16 protein-coding genes are annotated in these 22,937 nt (G+C 62.7%); 12 read left to right on the forward strand and 4 right to left on the reverse strand.

The genetic code is table 11. The features are described 5' to 3' along the window. Positions 1-330: 330 nt before the first annotated feature. The 4 genes from AC1DJB_RS11900 (at position 331) to AC1DJB_RS11915 (ending at position 7,256) form a co-directional block, all read left to right on the forward strand. Positions 331-903: a 50S ribosomal protein L25/general stress protein Ctc gene (locus AC1DJB_RS11900; RefSeq protein WP_476910284.1), complete on the forward strand. Its 573-nt coding sequence runs from the start codon at positions 331-333 to the stop codon at positions 901-903. A gap of 121 nt (positions 904-1,024) precedes the next feature. After that, positions 1,025-1,609, forward strand: a complete 585-nt coding sequence (pth, locus tag AC1DJB_RS11905; protein ID WP_476910285.1) for an aminoacyl-tRNA hydrolase — start codon at positions 1,025-1,027, stop codon at positions 1,607-1,609. Positions 1,610-1,798: 189 nt separating this feature from the next. Then, entirely contained in the window at positions 1,799-4,519 is a 2,721-nt protein-coding gene (locus AC1DJB_RS11910) for a helix-turn-helix transcriptional regulator (protein ID WP_284989828.1), read from the forward strand. Continuing rightward, on the forward strand, positions 4,497-7,256 hold the full coding sequence (locus AC1DJB_RS11915; RefSeq protein WP_476910286.1) for a LuxR C-terminal-related transcriptional regulator: 2,760 nt from the start codon (positions 4,497-4,499) through the stop codon (positions 7,254-7,256). The genes AC1DJB_RS11910 and AC1DJB_RS11915 overlap by 23 nt, the downstream gene beginning before the upstream one ends. A gap of 169 nt (positions 7,257-7,425) precedes the next feature. On the opposite strand, the gene AC1DJB_RS11920 is transcribed toward AC1DJB_RS11915, so the two are convergent. Continuing rightward, positions 7,426-7,665: a hypothetical protein gene (locus AC1DJB_RS11920; RefSeq protein ID WP_172465510.1), complete on the reverse strand. Its 240-nt coding sequence runs from the start codon at positions 7,663-7,665 to the stop codon at positions 7,426-7,428. A 46-nt stretch (positions 7,666-7,711) separates the two neighbouring features. Between AC1DJB_RS11920 and AC1DJB_RS11925 the strand changes: the two genes are divergently transcribed. From AC1DJB_RS11925 to AC1DJB_RS11945, 5 genes are all read left to right on the forward strand, one after another. Further along, positions 7,712-10,246 (forward strand): helix-turn-helix transcriptional regulator, encoded by a 2,535-nt coding sequence (locus tag AC1DJB_RS11925; RefSeq protein WP_441437681.1) that lies wholly within the window; start codon positions 7,712-7,714, stop codon positions 10,244-10,246. Continuing rightward, complete coding sequence (locus AC1DJB_RS11930) at positions 10,243-12,924, forward strand: helix-turn-helix transcriptional regulator (protein ID WP_441437682.1); 2,682 nt, start codon at positions 10,243-10,245, stop codon at positions 12,922-12,924. Before AC1DJB_RS11925 ends, AC1DJB_RS11930 begins: the two co-directional genes overlap by 4 nt. 494 nt (positions 12,925-13,418) lie before the next feature. Then, positions 13,419-14,801: a nucleotide sugar dehydrogenase gene (locus AC1DJB_RS11935; RefSeq protein WP_284989824.1), complete on the forward strand. Its 1,383-nt coding sequence runs from the start codon at positions 13,419-13,421 to the stop codon at positions 14,799-14,801. Positions 14,802-14,832: 31 nt separating this feature from the next. Beyond that, positions 14,833-15,837: a dTDP-glucose 4,6-dehydratase gene (locus tag AC1DJB_RS11940; RefSeq protein ID WP_059387927.1), complete on the forward strand. Its 1,005-nt coding sequence runs from the start codon at positions 14,833-14,835 to the stop codon at positions 15,835-15,837. 121 nt (positions 15,838-15,958) lie between these two features. Further along, complete coding sequence (locus tag AC1DJB_RS11945; RefSeq protein ID WP_059387926.1) at positions 15,959-16,732, forward strand: hypothetical protein; 774 nt, start codon at positions 15,959-15,961, stop codon at positions 16,730-16,732. A gap of 204 nt (positions 16,733-16,936) precedes the next feature. Here AC1DJB_RS11945 and AC1DJB_RS11950 read toward each other — a convergent pair whose 3' ends face one another. Together AC1DJB_RS11950 and AC1DJB_RS11955 are read right to left on the reverse strand one after the other, a co-directional pair. After that, the gene (locus AC1DJB_RS11950) at positions 16,937-18,100 is read right to left on the reverse strand and encodes a chitinase (RefSeq protein ID WP_441437683.1); all 1,164 of its coding nucleotides are present in this window, start codon (positions 18,098-18,100) and stop codon (positions 16,937-16,939) included. Between the two features lie 488 nt (positions 18,101-18,588). Beyond that, complete coding sequence (locus AC1DJB_RS11955) at positions 18,589-18,903, reverse strand: hypothetical protein (RefSeq protein ID WP_307052687.1); 315 nt, start codon at positions 18,901-18,903, stop codon at positions 18,589-18,591. Between AC1DJB_RS11955 and AC1DJB_RS11960 the strand changes: the two genes are divergently transcribed. Together AC1DJB_RS11960 and AC1DJB_RS11965 are read left to right on the forward strand one after the other, a co-directional pair. Next, positions 18,851-20,032 carry a polysaccharide deacetylase family protein gene (locus AC1DJB_RS11960; RefSeq protein WP_441437697.1) on the forward strand — a complete coding sequence of 394 codons (1,182 nt, stop codon included), beginning with the start codon at positions 18,851-18,853 and terminating at the stop codon, positions 20,030-20,032. The genes AC1DJB_RS11955 and AC1DJB_RS11960 overlap by 53 nt on opposite strands. After that, a complete protein-coding gene (locus AC1DJB_RS11965) occupies positions 20,029-21,411 on the forward strand; it encodes a glycosyltransferase family 2 protein (protein WP_284989821.1) in 1,383 nt (460 codons plus the stop codon). Before AC1DJB_RS11960 ends, AC1DJB_RS11965 begins: the two co-directional genes overlap by 4 nt. A 125-nt stretch (positions 21,412-21,536) precedes the next feature. Here AC1DJB_RS11965 and AC1DJB_RS11970 read toward each other — a convergent pair whose 3' ends face one another. Next, entirely contained in the window at positions 21,537-22,274 is a 738-nt protein-coding gene (locus tag AC1DJB_RS11970; RefSeq protein WP_284989820.1) for a hypothetical protein, read from the reverse strand. Positions 22,275-22,302: 28 nt separating this feature from the next. Here AC1DJB_RS11970 and AC1DJB_RS11975 point away from each other — a divergent pair, with 28 nt between their 5' ends. Continuing rightward, complete coding sequence (locus tag AC1DJB_RS11975; protein ID WP_441437684.1) at positions 22,303-22,524, forward strand: hypothetical protein; 222 nt, start codon at positions 22,303-22,305, stop codon at positions 22,522-22,524. Positions 22,525-22,937: the final 413 nt, after the last annotated feature.

Here is a 22,937-nt window from a genome sequence, read left to right on the forward strand (position 1 = left end):
AACCCAACTAACTCGCAATTGTTGTCGTTATGAGCCCTCAAAACGACAACTAATGCGAGCCAGTTGGGGCGGGGCGGGGCCGTTTTCCCTTTGGCGCGACCCGGCTGCTAAACTCTTGGAGATACCTTGGCGAGGGAGAGCACATCCGGGTTAAAACCGGATTGCGGGTCTCCGTTATCGACTGGGTCTGAATCTCCTTCAACGAAGGCGGACCAAACCTGCTGCTCAGCGGCTGGCATTCCGCCGGGCGTGGAAGGTCACCACAGACCTCCGCCCTTGCTGATCGACTTGCCGGCAATTCGCCGGCGCCACAGTAATCAAGGAGTACACATGTCTGAGCTGAAGCTCGCAGCAGAACTGCGCACTGAATTCGGCAAGGGTTTCGCCCGCCGCGCCCGTGCAGCCGGCCAGATCCCCGCCGTCATCTACGGTCACGGCGCTGAGCCCATCCACATCAACCTCCCGGGCCGCGCCACCACTCTGGCCGTCCGCGTTTCCAACGCCCTGCTGGCCCTGGACGTCAACGGCGAAGAGCACCTTGCCCTCGTGAAGGACATCCAGCGCGACCCGATCAAGCAGATCATCGAGCACATCGACCTCCTGACCGTCCGCAAGGGCGAAAAGGTTACCGTTGACGTTGCCGTCCACGTTATCGGTGAAGCTGCCATTGGCGCTGTCGCCAACCAGGAAGCCACCACGGTTTCCCTCGAAGCCGAGGCTACGCACCTGCCGACCTTCGTCGAAATCAGCATTGAAGGCCGCAAGGCCGGCGAACACGTCCACGCTTCGGACATCGTCCTCCCGAGCGGTTCGGAATTGCTCACCGATCCCGAGACCCTCATCATCAACATCTCGGAGGCCACTTCGGAGGCCGAAGAAGAGGCAGCTCCTGCCGCTGAGTAGTCGTTCGGTTTAATAGTCGTTCCGACTAATTGCGGCATTAGCCTTAGCGGGTGGCCGGGTCCCTGAGGGGTCCCGGCCACTTCTTTTTCATTCCACACTCTTGATTCCCTAGGATGACTCCATGACAGACACCTGGCTGATCGTAGGCCTTGGCAATCCCGGCGCTGAATACAGCCACAACCGCCACAACGTCGGCCAAATGGTCCTGGACGAACTGGCCTCACGGATGGGTGGAAGCTTCAAAGCCCACAAGGCCCGGGCGCAAGTGGTCGAGGGCAGGCTGGGGATCGGCGGACCGCGCGTAGTGCTGGCGAAACCGATGAGCTACATGAACGTTTCCGGGGGACCCGTATCCGGCCTGGCCAGGTTCTTCGACATCGCCCCTGATCACGTTATTGCCGTCCACGACGAAATTGATATTCCCTTCAATACGGTCAAGCTGAAGATCGGCGGCGGAGAGGGCGGGCATAACGGCCTGCGGGATATTTCCAAGGCCTTGGCTACAAAGGACTACTTGYGGGTTCGCGTGGGGGTGGGCAGGCCGCCCGGAAGAATGGACACCGCGGATTATGTCCTCAGGGATTTTGGAGCTTCCGAGAAAAAGGAGCTGCCATTCCTCCTGGATGAAGCTGCGGATGCCGTCGAGGTATTGATGACTCAAGGTTTGCTTGCCGCCCAGCAGAAGTTCCACCCCGTCAAGGCCTAGCAGCGTGGGCCTACGTGCACTCATTTCGGTGGTTAACAAGTACCCTGATCGTTAGTCGGCTGGCTAATTGATTCACGCCGATCGCTATGATACTTTGCAAATCACTGCTGGGGGTGAAGAGGAAATACAAAAGCAAACGACCCGCTGAACGTCACGTCCGCCAGAGCTGCGAAGGTAGCGTGATCTAAATTGCGAGCAACACCGGAGTCTGAAACAGAGCGACCCGCAACGGAGCGGCAAGCACTGGGCGCTGCAGAGCGTCGAAAATGGTCGTCCCTGGTCCGGCAGGATCTTCAGAACACGGTTATTGACGCGCTCGGCGACCCGTCTTTGTACGGAGTGGTGGTGGTTGGCGCGCCGGGCGTCGGCAAAGCGACTTTCGCCCGTTCGGTTGAGGCCCGGCTCACTCCAAAGACTCACGTCCTGCACCTCCACGGCTCCACGGACGTCAGCACTCCTTTTGGGGCGCTGGCCCATCTGGTGGCGAGGCTTCCCGTTGATGCCGCAGATTCCCCTGGCGCGATCATCCACGGCATATCGCATTTGATAAGTTCGGACGCCGCGGGGCGCGAAGTGCTCTTGGTCCTTTCGGAACTGCCCGCTTTGGACAGCATGAGCACGGCCCTTCTGGTGCACTTGTTAATCAGTGGGACAGCGAAAGTCCTCGTCACTGTCCGCCAAGCCACAGACATGCCAGAAGACCTGATCAGGCTGTTGAAAGACGGCCTCCTGGACGAAGTTGAACTTCAGGTTTTTTCACGGGCGGAAGTTGCTAAATTACTGAGCGGCGTCCTTGGAAAACGGGTGACCGCTACTGCTGCAAGCGCTTTGCACGCGTCCAGCGGTGGAAATCCCTTGGTGCTCCAGGCCATCGTCACCGAACAGCTCCGCTCAGGCAACCTGCACCTGGCCGGACAGGTTTGGGCGATGAAGGGCGAAATCCACCTTTCTTCCGCTGAAGTCCTGACCGACCTGGTCCGCTCGCGCCTGGCCCGGGAGACCCCCGCGGTCCAGGAAGCCCTGGAGCTGCTTGCCCTCATTCGAACCGCCCCGCTCGCCGTGCTCTTGGACGTCCTGGAACCTGAAGTGGTTGCCGAGATGGAGTGGTCCGGCTACCTGCGCGTCGAACCGTCAGGCGCCCGCCGGGTGGCGCTGCGAGACGAGTACATGGGTGAGGTTATTCGGGGCTGGATGGATCTGCCACGGCGGAATGAACTGCGGCGGCTCGCCGCCGGGGTGATCGGCAGCATCACCCGGGACCTTGATGCCGAGGCGCTCCTGGGCTTTGCCTCTTCGACACTGAACGTCCGCGAAACCCTTGAACCAGGAGTGGCACTGGCAGCTGCGACGGCAGCGAACAGGCAATTCGATCCCTGGTTCGCCTTGGAATGCGCCCGGCAGATCGGCCGCGAGGACAAGGAATGGGTGGCTGCCGCCCAGCAGCGCTGCGTTTCCCACGTTATTCTGGCCGAGCACGAGGCCGCGGTGGCCGCTTTGAAGGATGTGACGCCCGAGCAGCTTCGGCGCCTCCCGGCGTATGACTACGCGGACTATGTCCAGGAACTCTGCAGCGCGCTGCTGTGGGTTCCAGGTGGGCACCTCCAAATACCCGGCCTCATCGCCGAGGCCCGGGAGGATCTTTCCCGCCGATCGCAGGAAACCGGAGCGGATGCCACGGAAATCGAACGGGCAAGCGGGATGCTCAGGCTCGCGAGTTTCGAGCTCCACGTCCATCAGGGCGAGTATGCCGAAGTTGCCGAAGCCTTGGAGCAGGAGTACCGGGACGGCATCGATCTTCAACAAAGGCTGAGCTGCGGGAGCCTGCTGATCATGGCCTGGGCGGTGTTGGGCAGGGAAATGGAAGCGATCGAGCTGGCGCGCGAGCTGAGGCACAAGATACAGCGTGCAAAGGCGCGGCCGCGGTTGCACAACTGGTTGTCCGAAGGCTTGTTTGCCGCACTCCTGTGCAGCGGACAGTGGGAAGAACTAGCCCGGATGCTGACTGCGACCCTCGATCAGCAACCAAAGAACATCCACTATCTTGGCGGTGCCGCCGAACTGGCGCTGGGCGTTTCCTACACCTACGCAGGACGGGCTTCAGTCGCGATCGACACCCTGCTGGGCGCCCAGGCGCAGTTGGAAATCAGGCGCAACTACTACGGACCAGCACTGGCCTACTCCGCGCTCGCTTTTGCGTACGCCCAGGCCGGAGACGTGAAGGAATCCCGGACTTTTCTCGAATTGGCCGAAAAGGGACAAGGGGAAACGGCCTGGTTCCCCGCCTGGATGGCCGAATTCTGCGTCAAGATGGCCAGGCGTTGGCTGAAGGATCCCGGGGCGAAGCAAAGCCTCATCGAGTCGGCCAACCGGGATTTGGCGAAAGGACGGATCACCACGGCGTCCATCAGCCTCTTCGGCGCCACCGTCCACGGCACCGAGGAGGAACTGTTGCTCCTGGAGCAGGTTTCGTCCCGCCGCCAGGGCAAGATGGCCGCAGTCAACCGGATGGTGGCGGAGGGAACCCGCAAGAAGGACCCGAAGACGTTACTACTTGCAGCTTCGGTTGCCCAGGAACTGAAATTGGATGCGGTGGAGTCCCGCTGTGCCGTCCTGGCCTTGGACATCGCCCGGGAAGCCGGCGATTCAGCGTCCGCAAGGCTTGCCCAGCAACGGCTGGACCGCTTGGTCGGGACCGTGCCGGTACTTCCCCTGACACCTCACACTTTTGGACCCGAACTGACGGAAAGGGAGCGTCAGGTTGCAAAGATGGCCAGTCAAGGGTTGAGTAACAAAGAGGTAGCCAACCAGTTGCAAGTTTCCGTGCGCACAGTGGAAGGCCACCTTTACCAAATCTTCACGAAAATGGGAATCTCATCGAGGAGCGAGCTTGAAGGAACCGCGCAGTCATGACAACGCTGCGGCGGTTCATGCTCATGCCGGAGAACGCGCTACAAGGCCGCCCGAACCGTGGCTCGACTATGGGCATTTGCTCCCCGGAATTACGGCCGCCATCCGCGCGGATGATTGTTCGGCAGTCTTCATCGTGGGCGATTCCGGCCTCGGCGCGTCGTCCCTCCTGGCCCAGCTGGGCAGCGTTTTTGGCGGGGAAGTTGCGGTAGTCCCGATACACGGAAGTCCGTCACTGACCGCTGTCCCGTATGGGGTACTGGCTCCTTTCCTTGCCCATCTTTCACTCGCCGACATATCTTCCCGGGTTGCCGTGCTTCGCTCACTGTGGGATCACCTCGAGGGCATCCGCGTAGGTACAGGACCGGCTTTGCTGCTGGTCGATGACGCGCACTACCTGGACGATGCCACGTGCGCGATGCTGACCGAGCTTGTCCAGGCAGGATGGGCCAAAGTCGTGGCCGCATGCGTTCCACGGCCGGGAGTTCCAGCACCCCTCTTGCGCATGTGGCACGAGGGGACCGCCGAATGGTTCGACCTGGAGCCTTTGACCGCTGAGCAAGGCCACGAACTGTGCGAGGCATTGCTCGGGGGAATCGTCTTGAACAGCACGAGCCATGGTTTCTGGACGGAGGCGGGCGGCAACACCCTCCTCCTGAAGACCCTTGTCCGCGAAGCTGAGAGCTCGGGAACCCTCGTCCAACGGCACGGCGTTTGGCTCAAGACGGCCGCGACTCCGGTCCACACGGTAAAGCTGGAGGCCGTCGTCAAACTTCAGCTGATGCGCATTTCGGCCGCGGGCCGGGAAGCCTTGAACTTGATCGCATTGGCAGAACCGGTGGACGAGACGTTGATTAACGTTGTGGCCGGTGAAGCGGCCGTCCAGGAGCTGGTTGACCAGCATTTGATCAAGCCCGGAGGCAACGGGTTGCCAAATCTCCGGCTCGTCAATCCGGTCTACGGAGAGGTGCTGAGAAGCATCGTCCCGGCCGCGCAGAGCCTCCAACTGCATCGGCAGCTGATCTCCCGGATGGATGTGTTGGAGGATAACCCGGATTCCTTGTTGCGGATGGTGACATGGTCACTTGATTGCGGGGCGGACGTGCCCGATCGTCTTTTGATCCGGGCCGCGGTCCTTTCTGCGAGGCTACTGCAGAGCGAGACCGCATTGCGTATGGCGTCCGCGGTCCGGGACGTGCAATGGCAATCGATTGCTCAAGCCGTTTTGGCCCGCTCATACTTCAATCTCGGCCGCCGGGACGAGGCCGCGGCAGCCTTGGCCCAGGAAACTGTGAATGGCGACGCCGGACCCTCCCAGGTCGTATCAAGCAGCGTCCTTCGCGCGGCCACGCGTGCAGCCGTCGGGCAATCGGCTTCCTTGATCCGGGCGGAGGCCGAGATCCTCCGCGAATGGGGCGAACAGCAGCCCGGCCTCGACGGCCAGCGGACGCCGGCCGCGCAAGCCGCGGTGACGCTCGCCGCCACCGTGATCGGGCTGCTCGCCGGCTCCGTCGATGGCGATTACAAGAGGATGGGCCCGGAACTGGAGCGGGTGCTCCTCCAGTCGGGAACCGTGGAAGGCTCCTTGGCCCCGCTGTTCAGGGGCCTGGCACTCGCACTTAAGGCAGAAATGATGTGCGCCCTCGGCCGCGGGCGCCAGGCGAGGCTATTGGTTCTCGAAGCTGCCGCCTTGGCGCAGCCCCAGGAGAACGATGTCTTCTTCATCCCCGAGTTCATCTCCGCCCGCCTCGTCATCTGCGCGTTGGCCGTAGGTGACTGGGCCGACGCGCAAAATCTCCTCGACAGGTACTACGAATCGTCGGGCGTCTCGATGGCGACCTATGGCGGCGCGGCCTACGTGGTGGCCGGATACATTGCCATCAGGCAGGGAAAAACCGGCGACGCCCTGCCCTTGCTGACGGCGGGACTCGAAGCCTTGAGGGACAGCGATCCGCAGAATCTCTTCGGACTGTGTGCCGCCATGGCTTTCTATGCCGCAGCCGGCGCCGGGCTGCCTGAAGCCGAACGGTTCCGGGCGGACTTCAAAGCCTGGGGACAACACAGCACCCACCTTCTCGCGGCACAGGCAAACAGTTTTTTCGACGCCGGACTTGAACTCCTCAACGCCGACGGTTCGGGAGTGGAAGCGTTGCACCAAAACGCTGACGACGCGGCGAAGGAAAACGCGACGTACCTTGAACTTCATGCCCTTGAGCTTGCGCTCGGCCTGGGAGACACCAGCAGGTTGGACCGGTTTTGTGAAACCGCGGCTGCAACGGAGGGCGAGTGGGCACAAGCGCTCGCCGAGTACGGACGGGCACTCAAGTTCGGGGGAGCTGCCCGGTACCTGTCCGCAGGGGAGAAGCTACAGGCCGCCACTGCCTACCATCTGGCCGCGAAGGCATATGGATTGGCGTTGGCAGCACCGGATCGCGGCCAGACCAAGGAGCTCAGCGCCGTAGCGCGGGCGGGGCTGGCGCACTGCAACGAAGAACTCGGCCAGGGCAGCGAGGAAACGCAGAACGAGTCCGTGGTTCCGAAGCTGACCAAGAGGGAATGGGACATCGTCAATCTGGCGGTCCAGGGACTCAGCGACCGGCAGATTGCGGACACGCTGCTTATCTCGGTCCGGACGGTCGAAGGGCACCTGTACCGCTGCTATTCGAAATTGGGGATCACCGGCAGGGACGAACTTGCAGGAGCCGCGGCCGTCGCGCAGGGAGCGTCGAGTACAGGCTGAAGCCGGGAATGGCCGCGGGGGAGTAGTAGTGCACTCTCGATTCGAACGGACGCCACTGCCAACGACGAGTACCCGCCACCCGGGGGAAAGGTACTCACACCCGTATACGAGTATCCGGCACCAGGAAAGTCGAGTACTCACTACTGGTGTGGGCCTGACGGCCAGCTGGTTAATTGGGGGGTGTCACCACTCGATCACTGGGGGTCTCGCTCATGTTGACAGCAGGCAGTGCATCTACGGTCCATGCCGTTCGGTCCGGGAACGCGTCCCGGTACCAGGCGTTCGACGCATCTTCGGCGACGTCTTCGTCGGATGGAACCGGAGGCAAATCGGTAATTTCGACGGCCTGGCCGCCGATCGGACCCAGAGCCGCTGTTGAGGACATCGCCGTCGCGCTGGCAGCTTCCAAGGGTGGCGTCCTTGTTACTGGGCCGTCGGGGAGCGGCAAGAGCTACTTGACTACTCGCGCGGTGAACGAACTACGCGGGCGCTCATTCGTCGTCGTCATCCGCGGCAGCGCGGCGTTGGCGAGATCACCGTACGGCGCCCTCAATATCCTTCTGAGCGATCTTGACCCGGGATACCTGGCGCATCCAGTCCTGGTGTTGTCGGCACTCACCAATTTGCTCCGTGAGCGCTCCGAGGGAAAGCCGGTGTACCTGGTCATAGAAAACGCGACCGAGCTTGATGAGTTGGCGGCCATGACAGTGGCCCAACTTGCGAGGAACGGCACAGCGCAACTTGTCCTCACCTGCACCGACCCGCAGCGGCTCTGCGGCGAGATCACGCGGCTGTGCGGGGATGGCTTCCTGCACCGGATCGACCTCAAGCCCCTGACTTTCCAGGAATCGCACGCCTGGCTCGAAGCCGGGCTCGGAGCACAGGTCTCCCCGTCCGGCGCCCATGCCCTGTGGACGGCCAGCGGGGGCAACCCGCACTACCTCAAGATGCTCGCAGCGGAGCTCGCCGAATCGGGTTCGCTCCTGAAAAGCGACGGCGTCTGGGTCCTGACGTCCCGGAGCGAACAGCATGGCAGGGCAATCACCGATCTGATCACCACGCGGCTTGGGCGAATGGGCGACGGTGAGCGCAAAGTCCTGGAGATCCTTTCACTGGCCAGGGCCGTGCCCCTGGAATCCCTGCTGGCACTCGCCTCGGCGGACGATGTGGACTCCCTTGAGAAAAGGGGCGTCCTCGTCGTCGACGACTCGTTGCCCAGGATGGCCCGGCTCCAAAGCCAGCTGGTCGGTGACGTGGTCCGGGCGAACGTACCCCCTGGCCGCAGCAACGAACTCCGGGGCCTGCTCCTTAAATCGATGGATCCGGCCCTTGGCCAACGCTCGATGTTGCTATCCATGGCCGCTTGGGCATTGGACTGCGGAGCCAAGCTGGGAAGGGAAGAAGCGCTTGAAGCTGCCGCGATGGCGAACCGGCAACTTGATGCGCGGCTGGCCCTGCGCTTGGTCCGGTCCATTCCGGGCCACTCCACGGTGCCCGGGGCAGTAGCCGAGGAAGCCCGCGCGATGATGACACTGGGTGACGTCGCTGCGGCCCGGGAGCTGCTGGGTCTTCACTTGGATGAACCCGGGGATGAAGCCACCCTGGCCGAATGGGTCCGGCTCAAGCTGGCCGAGGCCGCAGTCCTTCTGGCCCTTCCCGAAACCACGGCGCAAGCCTGCGAAACGCTGGCCCGCGTAAGGCAGCGGCTCGAAGCCGAAACCGGCGAAGAGCAGGACATCGCAACACTTCGGGAGGAACTTGTCCTTGCCGAATCGCAGGCAGCCAGCTATTCGGGTTCCTACGCTGAGATGGCGGCAAGACTGGAAGAAGTTCTTCAAGACTTTGAATCGCACGGCACCGAGTTCCGCCTCCTCGCCGGAAGCTGGCTGTGCGAGGCGTGGGCCCTGACGGGACGGCAATCCGAGGCGGCGGACATGGCGGAACAGCTGACGGCTGACTGCCATGATCCCGCTGTTTCGGTCGCGGCGGCCCGACGCGCCACATCGCGGCTGCGGTTCGCCTTCGTACTTGCAGGACGGTGGGATAAAGAGGCGGAAATGGTCCAACCCGGCGACGACCTCTTGGTTTCCGTCGCCGAGGCACTGCCCACAGCGATCGATCTTCCCAAAGCGATCTTCCGGTGCCTCCAGGGACGGGGCCAGGACGGTTTGGACGCGCTCATTCCGGTCATAAGCCAATTGCGCGTCCAGGACAACGAAGGCATGTTGGATGTCGCCTGCACTGCGGCGGCCTACGCCTCGGCCTTGCAGGGCGAACAGGAGCAGGCCCTGCGCTACCTGAAGGAAGCCTCCACCCAGCTGCGCCGGCCGACGTGGCGGAAGGAACGGACGAAGAGGTACCTCGCGGCGTTGGCCCGTGATCGGGTCGACGGCCCGGATGCCGCCGTCGAGGAGCTCCTCCGCTTGGCCGACGCCGACCGGGACGAGGGCGCCCCCGGTCACGAGATCTTTTGCCTCAGTTCAGCCGTTCGGCTTGGCGCGGTGGCAGCCGCTCCACGGCTGTTGGACTCGGCACTCCGCTGCCAGGGACGATTCGCGGAACTGTGCGTTGCGTACGCACGGGCGACGATGTCCGGAAGCGCAGAGCTTCTTCTTGAGGCTGCACGGTTGGCCGAAGACATGCAGAACGACAGGTTTGCCTTCGATATCGCGGAGACGGTGTTGCAGCTGGACCAGGTTCAGTTGGACAAGACGGCCCTCAGGAAGGCGCGGCAGCTCGCGGAAACGTGCCGGCAGCGCCTGCGCACCCCGCAAAGCGGAAACCAAGAGGGATTGAAGCTGACCGCTCGCGAGATGGAGATCGCCAAGCTGGCGGCGAACCGGGAGAGCAACAAGGGTATCGCCGCTAAGCTCCATGTTTCAGTTCGCACGGTGGAAGGGCATCTCTACCAGATCTTCGGCAAGCTGAAAATCGTTGAACGCTCTGAGCTGAGCTTCGCGCTTGGCAACGTCGAAGGTGGTGCGAAATGACTGAAGTGGTTGCGGCCGATGCGCTTGTCGGACGATTCAATGTGATGGCCGCCGTCGTCGACTGCCTTCTCGACGCCAATGGGCCCGGAGTCCTGCTTTTCGGTGACGCGGGCATCGGCAAGACGGCACTGATTAACGAAGTGGTCTATGAATTAGGGCAACGTGTCCGCCCCTTCAGGGTCTTTGCCGGTCCAACCCTGGCCTCGGTACCGTTCGCAGCCTTGGCGCCCCTTTTGACGGCCTTGACCCCGAGCCAGATCAACGAGCCATTGTCGGTCCTGAGGGCCGTGGTCGCGGCGTTGAACCCGGCAGGCCAGCCACATCCGGCACCGGCGGTCCTGATCGTGGAGGACGCACATCACATCGATGACAGCAGTGTGGCTGTCCTGGCCCAGTTGGCAGCCGCGGAAGCCGCCAAGGTCGTGTTCCTTTGCCGTCCGTATCCGGCGCCGCCCGCAGAGGTCTTCTCGATGTGGTCCGAGGGACTCGTGGACCGATTCGACTTGCAGCCGCTCAACGAGCAGGAAGTCAACCAACTTTGCGCCCAGGCCTTGGATGCGCCCGTCGTCCAGGGCACCAGCGCCGTCCTTTGCAAGTACTCGGGTGGAAACCCGATGTTCCTGCTGGAACTCATCGAACACGCCAAGTCGTTGGGCCAACTGGTCTGCCGCAACGACGCCTGGATGCTTTCGGGTGAGCTTCGGGGAACCAGCGTGCGTTTGATGGACCTTGTCCGGAACCAGATCCTGATGCTGGGCGCCGCGCAGCGCGACACCCTGGAGACGGTGGCCCTCGCCGAGCCTGTCCCGCTGAACGTCGTGCAACGGGCCGGCGACTCCAGCGCCGTGGACGAACTGCAGGAACTGCACTTCATCGAGATTGCGTCCGACCCCGAGCGGCATGTCCGGCTGGCCCAGCCGCTGGTTGGCGAAGTCATCCGCCAGCTGGTCCCGACCGCCCACAGCATGACCATCCGGCGGCGCATCGTGAACCTCATGGAGTCCAAGCCGCAGACCATGGACGGGCTGCTGCGCTACGTCTCCTGGGGATTGGAATCGGGCACCGAGGTTCCGGACTCCGACATCCTGGAGGCGGCCCAGCTGGCAAACCGGTTGTTCATCCCCAGCTACGTGGAGCGGGTTACCGGCGCGATCAAGGATCCGTCCCTGAGGCTTGCCGCCCAAGTAGAGGTGGCGCGGGCCAAATGGTACCGGGGCGACATCAGGGGATCGGTGTCCTCGCTTGCGGGGGTCGTGGATCGGACCAATGATCCGCGGACGGTCCGGCAGGCATCGATGTTGGCGGCCCAGCTCGCCGGGCGGCAAGGCGTCGGGCCGAACGCCATCAAACAGGCTGCGTACGAATGGGAGGCAGCCTTGGCCAGGCTTGCCGAATCCCGTCAGGGCATCGACCCCGATGAGCTGGAACGCGGGAAACTGGGAAGCAGGCTCCTTTCGCTGGAAGGCCTCCAAACCGAAGGCCACTACGTCGAGACAGAGCGGGAACTCCGCCAGATCTGGAAAGAAGCGGACGACGACGAGTCCCGCCTCGTGGCGGGCACCCTCCTCGCAGAGGCCATGGCGGTCACGGGACGGCCGGTGTCCGCCATCCAGATTCTGATGGAGATACAGGAAATGGTCGCCGCGAGCGGCGACTGGAGCCTCCAGTACGCAGGAATGGTGATGCGCCGATACATCCTGGCTTTGCAGCAGGCAGGCGAATTCGGCGTTCTTGAAACGTTCCTCAAGAACCATGTTTCCCAAGCACCGAACTCCCTGATCTATTCGGGCGGGATGCTCCACCTGGCTGCCGGAATGGTGGACCTGCGCCGGGGAGACCTGGGAGTGGCCCTGCCCCGGCTTCGCCAGGCTGTCAGCATGCTGCGCGTCTCCGACATGGGGAGCGACTTGCCCGACGCCGTTGCTGCCGCCGCCTACGCGGCGTCGATCCTGAAACGCCGGGAAACCGCGATGACGTACTCGAACGAATACGACACATTGGTCCGGGAAGGCGTGCATCCGTCGCTGCTGGCACAAGGTCATGCGGCAGTTGCGCGAGCCGAGCACACCGGAACGCAAACGGCGATCTCGAGACTCATGTCCCTTGCGGATTCCGCGGCCGCGGACGGGGCTATCGGCGCCGAGATCGACATCCTGATGTTGGTCCTGAGGCTGGGAGACCCCAGTGTGGCGCGTCGGCTGGTAGCGGTAGCCCAGGGCAGCGAAGGCCGCACTGCGGAGTTCGCCTTGAGCGTCGGGCTTGCCCTCGCGCACAAGGACGCGGATCGCCTCATTGAGCTGAGTGATTCGGCAGCCAAGGACGGACTGGAGCTTGCCGCCGCTGACTGCGCCAGCCACGCCCTACGGATCCTGGAAAGCAGGGGGGACAAGGCGCGCCAGCTCGAAGGACAGCGACTCCTCAAGCGTCGCACCGCCGCTCTCGACAAGGCCGGCCCTGCCGTTGAAGGAGCCTCACCGGATCTCCAGAAGCTGACCCGGCGCGAACAGGAAATCGCGACGCTCGTGCAGTCGGGATCGAGCAACAAGGACATTGCGCTGAGCTTGGGCCTGTCATTGCGCACGGTTGAAGGCCACTTGTACCGAATGTTCGCCAAGCTTGGCATCAGCCACCGCGAAGACTTGATGAACGGTGCCCACGGCACGCAGGGACTGGGCTAGCCGCAGGCGCGACTGGGTTGACCACTGGGATCGGGTGACCGCTTCCCCGAAGCCGCGTTCCGCCGTCGTCCGCTTGAACAGACGGCACGCAAAGGGCGAAAGGCCTAAAAGCGAGTACTGAATCGAGTGGTTAAAAGCGCTCGGACGGGTAGTCAATCGCCGCGGGAGGGACCTCGCATCCAAAGACGGGTAGAGCCCACTCGCGCCCGCCTTGGGGGTTCGTTAATACGCTTTTCCTGATGGCAACCGCCACTCATTTGGGGATAAGTGGGTCTCGAGATGAAACGCAGGAAGAATTCTTTGCTACAGGAAAACCACCCGGTGATCCAGCGAGAAGTCAACTCCAATGCGACCGGTTTCCCGCATTCCGCGGGCACCCCCACAATCGAGCCGGCGGCGGGCGGTCATGTGCCCTCTGAGACCAGGGCACGTCCCGTTCCGCCGCCGGCTTTCTTTCACACTGGAGACAACAGGCACCGGGAGGTCGACTGACCATGGCACCGAACACGAAGGTAAAGACCCTCAAGGCAGAGCCCAACGGGAGCTCGCAGTCCTTGCACACGCAGGCACCAGCTTGGCCGGAGGGCGCGGGAACACGGACAACCACGCAAGATCAGGCGTTTACTTTCGACGTGGCGATCGTGGGCATGGGCTATGTGGGCCTGCCCACGGCGCTCGCCATCAACGCTTCCGGTCGGCGTGTCCTCGGCCTTGACGTGTCCGACGCCCGCCTGGCCGTGATCCGGGAGCAACGGGCAGATCTTCTGGACTCCGACAGGGAGCGGCTGAGCAACGCGCTGCTGGACCCGACCTTCATGCTGAGCAGCGATTTGTCATTGCTTGCCCGCGCGGCGGCAGTGGTTGTGTGCGTTCCCACTCCCGTGGACGAGTACCTGGTTCCGGACCTCTCCATTCTCCGGGCGGCCTGTGCCTCGGTGGTCGATTTCGCCACCACTGGCCAGTTGCTGATGCTGACCTCCACAACGTACGTCGGATCCACGCGCGACCTCCTGGCTTTGCCCCTGGCTGCGCGGGGACTTATCCCGGGCCATGACGTGTTCGTGGCCTTCTCGCCCGAGCGCATCAACCCCGGCGTGGATTCGTTCTCCCACGAAGACGTCCCCCGGGTAGTCGGCGGCGTGACCCCGGCGTGCGGCGAAGTTGCCGAACGGCTCCTGAGCGCCAGCACCAAGTTGGTTCACGTGGTGCCGTCGGCGGATGTCGCCGAGATGACCAAGCTTGTGGAGAACACGTTCAGGGCCGTCAATATCGCCCTGGCTAACGAATTCGCCGATATCTGCCACGAACTCAACATGGAAGTCATGGACGTCATCGATGCCGCGTCCACCAAGCCGTATGGATTCATGGCGTTCACACCCGGTCCCGGAGTCGGCGGACACTGCATACCGTGCGACCCCCACTACTTGCTGTGGCAATTGCGCAAGGCCCGCTTGACAGCCCCGGTGATCGAGCAAGCGATGGCCGGGATTGCGGGCAGGCCGCACCAGGTGGTGGAGAAGGCCCGGCGTATCCTGTCGGACCGCAACCACGGTGTTTCCGGTGCACGCGTCATGGTCCTCGGGGTTGCGTACAAGCCCGACGTCGAAGATCTCCGGGAATCCCCGGCGTTGGAAATCATTGCCGCCTTGATCGCCGACGGAGCGGAAGTGGCATTCTCGGATCCTTGGTGCCAGACGGCTCCCGACGGCCATGGCGGGACCCTTCAATCCGAGCAATCGCCTGCTGACTGGGGTGCGGACCTGGTGATCCTGCACACGAGGCACAGCCAGATGGAACTTGACTGGCTGGCCGGAGCCCCGGCAGTCCTGGATACGACATACCGCTTGCCCAAGGCCGGCAACGTAACCCGGCTCTAGATCCACCAGGTTTTCGACGGAAGCAGGAGTAATGAAAACAGCAATCACCGGCGGTGCCGGGTTCATAGGAAGCCATCTTGTTGAGTACTTGTTGGCGGCCGGGGACGAAGTCGCCGTGCTGGACAACTTGTCGACCGGACGCCTGGAGAATCTCAAAGGCGTCATCGGCCACAGGAACTTCCACTTCGTCGAGGGCACCATTCTCGACCGTGACGCAGTGGACAAGGTGGTGGCGGGTGCCGACAGGGTCTTCCACCTGGCCGCTGCGGTTGGCGTGAATTTGATCGTCGACCACCCGTTGGAGAGCCTCCGCACGAATATCCATGGCACCGAAGTGGTCCTGGACTCGGTCCTTGAATCAGGTGCCTCGCTGTTGCTGGCATCCACAAGCGAGATTTACGGGAAGAACACCTCGGACAGCCTCTCGGAGGAAGCGGACCGCATCCTGGGATCCGCGCTCAAGTCCCGGTGGACCTACGCAGCCGCCAAGGGTATTGACGAGGCATTTGCCCACGCGTACTGGCGCCAATTCGGGTTGCCGGTTGCCATCGTGCGGCTCTTCAACACGGTCGGTCCGCGGCAGACAGGCCGCTATGGAATGGTTGTTCCGCGGCTTGTGCGGCAGGCGCTCGTCGGTGAACCCCTGACGGTTTACGGAGACGGCCATCAAACCAGGTGCTTCTCCTACGTCGGGGACATCGTTCCGGCCATCGTCCGCATTTCCGAGGAACCGCTTGCCTACGGAAATGCGTACAACCTCGGCGGCAGCTACGAGATTTCGATCCTGACGTTGGCCGAGAGGATTGTCGAACTCCTTGGGAGCGGCAGCGCGATCACTCTGGTGCCTTATGAGCAGGCCTACTCAGAGGGCTACGAGGACATGCGCCGGCGGGTTCCGGACAACAGCAAGTCCTTCGGGCTTGTTGGCTTCGAGCCGAAGACCACCTTGGATGAGATCATCCTCAACGTCGCGGCCGACTACAAACCCGCAAAAGTCTTGGATCCGGCAGGTTGGAAGATTACCCTCGCGTCGTGAACGAAGGGACGGCATAGCCTACAGCGTAAGGACGGGCGGCTGGGTGAGTGGAGTACGCGCTGACCGGTCGCCCGCCCTTGTCCAAGGAAAGATCCGACGAACCCTTTTCCAGGAGCACGATGTGAATCGCCCAGCATCCGGATCCAAGCGTCACGGCCGAGGTGGAGCGGCTGTGCTTGCGGTCCTGACCCTGCTGACGGCAGCGTGCGGTGGACCGAGCCCGAGCCCGAGTCCGACGCAATCAGCCGGCCGGTATCCCTGGCACACCGGGATTGTATCCACCACCTTTTGGGTCGGCGAGATCTTTGATCCCAAAGCGGCAGACGGGAGCCAAGTGATGTCGACCTACGACTCCCAGTGGATGCAGAGCTATGGAGGCTGTGACGGCGTCGTGACGAACGGCTGCAAGACCGAGGCGAGAACGCAGGCCAAAGGCTATGCACCGACCAGCATGACTCCAAAGGAGAACCCGTTCTACCTCGATCTTCCTTACGACGACGTCAACGATCCCACCGCCTTCGCGGAGCGAGCCAGTGTCATCCCGTGGGCAAACGATCCGGGTTTCGCGGGCAATGCCCAGAACCGTTCCTTCAGTTACATGAAGAACCAATGGGTCAGGATCCGGATGGGCAACCGGGAATGCTACGGACAGATTGAGGATGCGGGTCCGGGCCAGTATCACGACAAGGACTACGTTTTCGGCTCCAATGACGCCCGTCCGGCCAACAAGAAGTTCAACGGGGCCGGAATGGACGTCTCGCCCGCGCTCAACGGGTGCCTTGGTTTCTCCGATCTTGATGGCGAGTCGGACAAAGTCGACTGGCAGTTCGTGCCACGGGACCAGGTTCCCGCGGGACCGTGGCTGAACATCGTCACGGTCAGCCAAGTGAAGTAGCACCGGCAACCGGAGCCGTCCAGGCAATCCGGTAGAGACAGTCCCAAGAAAACCGGAGGTATCCATGCAGTGGCTTAAGAAGCTGTTTCGGCACGGTAACGGAAGGCACCTCGCCCGCCCGGCCGAAGCCAAGAACCAGAACAGGGCGGACCGTCCAGGCCAGGCATGATCCTCTGCCAATCGGCGGGATCGTTGATCGGCGGGTCAGGGCAGTTTGGCGTGGAATCCCGCGCTCAATACATCGGAGAAGCGTTGGGTTCCTTGTTCGATCCCGCTACACACATGGCTAGCCGGATCCTCGGGGGTGTCCTGGGGGCACGACGTGTCCCGGTTCAAGGACCACATGGACACCCGTTGAACCCCCTTGCTGATGGCGAATGAGTTCAATCCGCGGGCCGCGTCAAGGTCGAATATCTCGCCCGGGAGGTCGTTCCGGCCGATCATAGGTGTCAGGCCCATCTTTCCCCAGATCTGTTCGCTGTTGAGGGTGATTCCCGCACGCTGGTAGATGATGCTTAGCTGGTCGTTGGTGGACTGGGCCGCTGAGGTTCCGGCATCGAGCATGCTTTGCGATTCGCTCCGGCTTGAACCGTAGTTCATGGTCATGATGTTGACCCCGGAGAGTTCGACGCCGGCGGCGAGCATCTGGTCGACGGCGGAGGTTCCGGCGTCGGTCAGCCCTTGCGGGGTGACCGGGAGGGTAAGCCAAATTGAGAGGGCGTGCCCTTCCTTGATCCTCTCCTTCTGGAGGGCAGCGACGGCTGCGGCGCGGCGCTGCCAGGCCGCGCTGTCCGCCAGGTTGTCGCCCTCAACGTCAAAGTCGATTGTTCCGGGGTTGTAGCGTTCCAGGACCGCACGATAGGCCCTTTCCAGATCTGTTGTATTCGAGCAGGAGTTGGCGAGCTCGCTGTTGACTGAGCCGCCGAAGGACACAGCGAAGGCGCCGCCGTTTGACCGAAGCTTGGCGATACGTTCTTCGAGCTTGAGCGAGGTCTTCGCGGCATCGAGGCTGTATGTGCTACCCCAACTCGGTGTGCAGGGCTGTCCAGCCATTGCCACCACGAACGCCAGCGTGACATTCTTGGTGCCCTCGCCCACGGGTGTCTCGAAAGCGTATTGAGGGACCACAGTCACGTCGACGTAGCCGGAAAACCACGGGGGCTCGAGGGAACCGTTTGCGTCCGTGGTAAAACGCCACACGAGGATGCCTCCCATCCCCACCGCCACAAGGATTGCGGCAATGCAGGCCCGGGCGAAAGCTGACAGCTGGCGGCGAGGTCCCTTGGCCGGGGACGACGAGCGACGGGCGTCCCGCGCGCCGTCCGACTCAGTCGAAACGGACGCGCCGCTTCCCCGGTTCCTGGACACTCTCTTCCGCCATCCTTAAATTCCGACTGCCTGATTGCACCATTTGACCACGAACGGATCGGATTCGCCCCTGCCCGCGCCCCGACGTTTGAGCCCGGTGTTGCGCGCGCAGCGCACGAGTAGTGGCACCGTCCGGACGTCAAGGTTGAGTGTAAAGACGGGTAGAGCGTACTCGTGTCCGTCGTCGCCCTGGTTCTTACGCTGATGGTGTCAGTTGGTTGAGGGCAACGGGGGAAAGACAGGTCTCACAATGGAAATGGACGCTCTGGTCCGAGCGGCATTAGGACGCGGCGGATTAAACCGAGAAGGCGTTTGCCTGGAGTTCGAACCTGCTCTTGGGGGATCCAGCACGGTCCCTCCCATGGACCCTGCGCCAATTGACGGCGCTGCCGGACGGCAGCGCGCCCTCATCGAGAGGGCCCCTGAGCGGGGGCCGGTGGTGAATAAGCCTTTGAGACCGAGGCTTCCCCCAGTCGCCACCGGCCCCTTCAGGAACCACGGCAGTGCGGGTTGGCGATGAGTCCGCGGGGGAAGGGCATCGCATCCGGACCGATCCGCATGTCGAGGAAGCGGGCAGGTCTTTGGGCTGCCTCGTGGGTGTCGGTGCTGCTCCTGTTGACGGGCGCAACATCGCTGATCAACGGAAGCCAGGCTCCCTCCGGATCCGGATCCGGAACCACCAGCCCCACGCCGTCTGCCGCCCCGCTCTCATCCGTTAGCTTGACGTTTGATGCGGGCCGGTCAAGCCAGATGGAGGCGGCCCGGATCTTGAAGGACCACGGCCTCCGGGGCACGTTTTTCATCGATTCGGGCTTTGTTGGAGCGCCTGACTACATGACAACGGACAATCTCCACACCCTGGCCGCGGACCAGAATGAAATCGGTGGCCATACGGTCACCCTTGCCGATGTGACTTCCGTAGAGCCTGACGAAGCATCGAGGCAGATCTGCAACGATCGCGTGAACCTTACGGACTGGGGCTTCAAGGTCACCTCCTTTGCCTATCCGTTTGCGGCTTCGACGACGAAGTCGGAAGAGCAGGTCGCTGGATGTGGCTACAACAGCGCGCGTGGCCTCGGCGAGATAACCACTCCCATCGACTGCGCGGGCTGCGCTGCAGCGGAAACCGTCCGTCCGGCGGACCTGTTCCGGACGCGGGCAACATCCGAGGTCGGCAGCAAGTGGACGTTGGCCGACCTTCAGGCGACAGTAACGCAGGCCGAAAAGGCCGGGGGCTGGTTGCAATTGACCTTCTACGACGTCGACAACAGCGGCAGCCCCCGCTCCATCAGCCCCGCGTTGTTCGAACAGTTCGCCACTTGGCTGGCGGCCAGGACACAACAAGGGACCATGGCCGTGCGCACGGTACATGACGTGATCGGCGGCGTGGCGAAACCCGTGGTGAACGGTCCCATGGCGGCGCCGGCTGCACCAGGAACGAATGCCCTTCGGAATCCGGGGCTGGAAACGGCTGGAAAGTATGGCTTGCCGCAATGCTGGCAGGTGTCGTCCTATGGCAAGAATGCTGTGGTCCTGAGCACCTTGACCCCTGGACACTCCGGCGCTGTGGCCCGACGCCTGGACGTGAGCGAATACTCGTCCGGTGATGCCAAGCTGCTTCCCGTCCTCGATCTGGGAGCATGCGCTCCGAGCGTGAGTACCGGCCACAGCTATTCGCTCAGGGCGTGGTACCAGTCCAACGCGAAGACCCAATTCGAAGTGTATTACCGCAACAAGCTGGGCACGTGGACCTACTGGACGGCCAGTCCGTGGTTCGCGGCCAACACCAGTTACGAGCAGGCGATCTGGGATACGCCGCCCGTTCCGGCAGGAGCCGAGGCCATCAGCTTTGGACTGAACCTCTTCAGTGATGGCCAGCTTGCTACCGATGATTACGAAATGTACGACACAGTGGGAGCTCCGTCGCCGTGATAGTTCTGCTTTCGATCTTCTTGGTTCTGGGGGTCAGTACGATCTTTTGGTCGGTTGCCGGGCTGGTCCGCCTGGCGGGTGAGGAATCGTGGCGGGTCAAGGGGTTGTCTTCCCGGATCCGGGGGTGGATCGCGCTGCTGCGCGGCGGCACGGTACCGATCCCTCGGCGTCCGCGGGCCCGCCATCGTGCGAAGGGGGTGCGGCTCTACCCGGCGAATGTCGCGGTCCTCGTGGCCGCCCACAACGAGGCCCTGGTCATCAGGGAGACAATCCTCGCCGCGTCCGCTTTGGTACCTCGCCGCAACATCCACGTCGTTTCGGACATGTCCACTGATGACACCGCAGCTATTGCTCGGGCCGCGGGGGTGAAGGTCCTTGACCTTGAACCGAACCGTGGCAAGGCAGGCGCACTCGCGGCGGGCATCGCCCACTTCGACCTGTGCAAGCGGTTCAAGGTGGTCATGCTCCTGGACGCGGACACACGCCCGACGCCGGATTACCTCGAAACGGGGTTGCCGCTGTTTGACGATCCGACGGTGGTTGCCGTCGCGGGACGGGCCAAATCGATCATGAGCCCGGCACCTCCGACGGCGATCGGCCGATTCCTCGTGGCCTACCGGGAGCGCTTGTACATCGTGGTCCAATTGCTCCTCAAATACGGCCAAGCGGCGCAAGGGGCAAATGTCGTCTCCATCGTGCCCGGATTCGCCAGCATGTACAGAACCAGTGCACTCGCAAAAATAGAGGTCCTGGCGCCGGGACTGGTGATCGAAGACTTCAACATGACGTTTGAAATCCATGCGAAGAAACTGGGAAGGATCGCATTCCATCCCTCTGCGGCTGTTGCGTACACCCAGGATCCGGACAACCTGAAGGACTATATCAAGCAGGTGCGGCGGTGGATTCTTGGTTTCTGGCAAACCGTCAGGCGGCACGGCCTGCAATTCAGCAGATTTTGGTTTGTCCTGGGGCTGTACATTGTTGAACTCGTAGCCAGCTGCCTTTTCTTCGTCCTTCTGGTGCCGGCATTCCTGCTATCGTCCCTCGCTGCCATCGAGGTGTGGATTTTCGGCAATCGCTCAGAGGTTTTTATCTTTCTGTCAGGCGTCCTGCGGCCCCAGGACGTTCTCATTGGGGTCTTCCTGCCGGACCTCTTCTTGACAGTCCTTGCCGCAGTTTCGATGCGCAACCCGCGCTTTTTGTTGATGGCGCCCTTCTTTCCGTTGATGCGGATATTGGACGCAGTGATTTGCCTCCAGGTCTTGCCCAAGGCGTACTCGGCGAGTTCGTCGGGAGTGTGGGTCAGCCCGGTTCGGAGGATCCAACGCCAACCTCAGGAAATCGCGACGCCGGGGCCGTCCGTGGTGCGGACCGGCTAGGGACAGCCCTGGAAAGGTGGCGGACACGCGGACGCCCATGCCAGGCAGCCATTGCGGCTGGGTGGCATGGGCGTCCGACACTCCCGGAGTGGGTAATGTCCTGCTGACCCGTGGGTCCCGGGATATTAGTTGGTGACTCCCGAAGTGGTGACAACGTTGAGCCACGGACCGGCCGGCACGCTGGCACGGTCAACGAAACGCCACGATACGTGGTCATTGTCGCCGTTCAGCTCGGCGAAGCCCAGGCAGCCGTTCAATGCAGGGGAGACATCCATGCCTGCACCCTGGCTCGGGTCGCCGGAGAAGGACTTGTTGGCCGGACGGGCGTTGTTCGCGCCGAAGACGTAGGCCGAATCGTGGTAGAGCGAACCGCTCGAGGGCCCGGCGTCTTCAACTTGTCCGTAGCAAACGGCGCCATTGGGGCCGGTGATCTGGACCCATGCGTTCTTCATGTAGCTGTAGCTTGAGTCCGCACAGTGGTTGACGCCCGTTTTGGCGTTGTCCGCGGCGGCCCACGGAATAACATTGCAACGCTCGGCGAAAGCGACGCTGTCATTGACGTCGTCGTAAGGCAGGTCCAAGTAGAACGGGTTCTGCAAAGGCTTGGGCTGGTGCAGCGGGAAGTACCCATTGCTGGCTACGCGCTGTTCCGTGGCGCACTGGAAGCTCGTGCCGGTGCCGGAGCTGACTCCGTCGCAACCGCCGTAAGTGCTGCCGGGACAACCGCTCGCGCTGGACGGAGTGGTTCCCATGTTGACCCCCGTGTGCTGCAAGGCCCACTGGCCGTTGTAGGTGGAGCAGACCTGGGAGCCGTCCGAGAGGCTGGCATTGAAGATCTCGCCCACCCAGAACGTGGTGCTCACGATGTTGGTGTGGAGGGGGTAGGTTCCCGTGACGGGGAGGGGCGCTGCCGTTGGTGCGGGTGCGCCGGCGGCTGTTGCAGCCGGAGCGGGGGCGGCGGCAGCGGGCGTGCTCGACGGCGCCGCGGCCGGAACATTGCTGGGCGTGGGCGTGGGCGTCGGCGTCGGTGCCGGCGTAGCGGTGCGCGTTTGCGCGGATGAAGGCGAAGGCGATGAGCTTGGCCGCGAATATGAACCGCGGTCGCCGGCCTGATAGGAGGATTTGTGTGATGACTGGACAGCTGAGATGGTGGCGAACCCACCAAAGGCAAGTACAGCCACGGCGATGAGTGCTGTGAACAGGTGTTTCATATTTTGGGTGACATATCTGTTGGGGACATAGACATACGAGACCTGGGCAATGGATAAGGCGAGCTGCAGCTGAACGTGCGGCAGCGTCGTACACGGCCAAACGGTGTGTCACGACAGAGTTGTTGCGGAAATCGGCTGCGCTTCAACTCCCCAGAAGTAGCCAGCCGGAACTTACTCTTGCGGCACCAGCTTACACAGTCAGATCACAGAGCGGTAACAGAGGATGCAAATCCGGCGGGAAAACCGGGGTGGAAACGGCGTCGTGGTGCGTCGCCCGGAGGCTCCGTGGAGCGGGGATGTTTCGTGCAAGTAGCC

This window comes from Arthrobacter sp. 01T428, assembly GCF_056398685.1.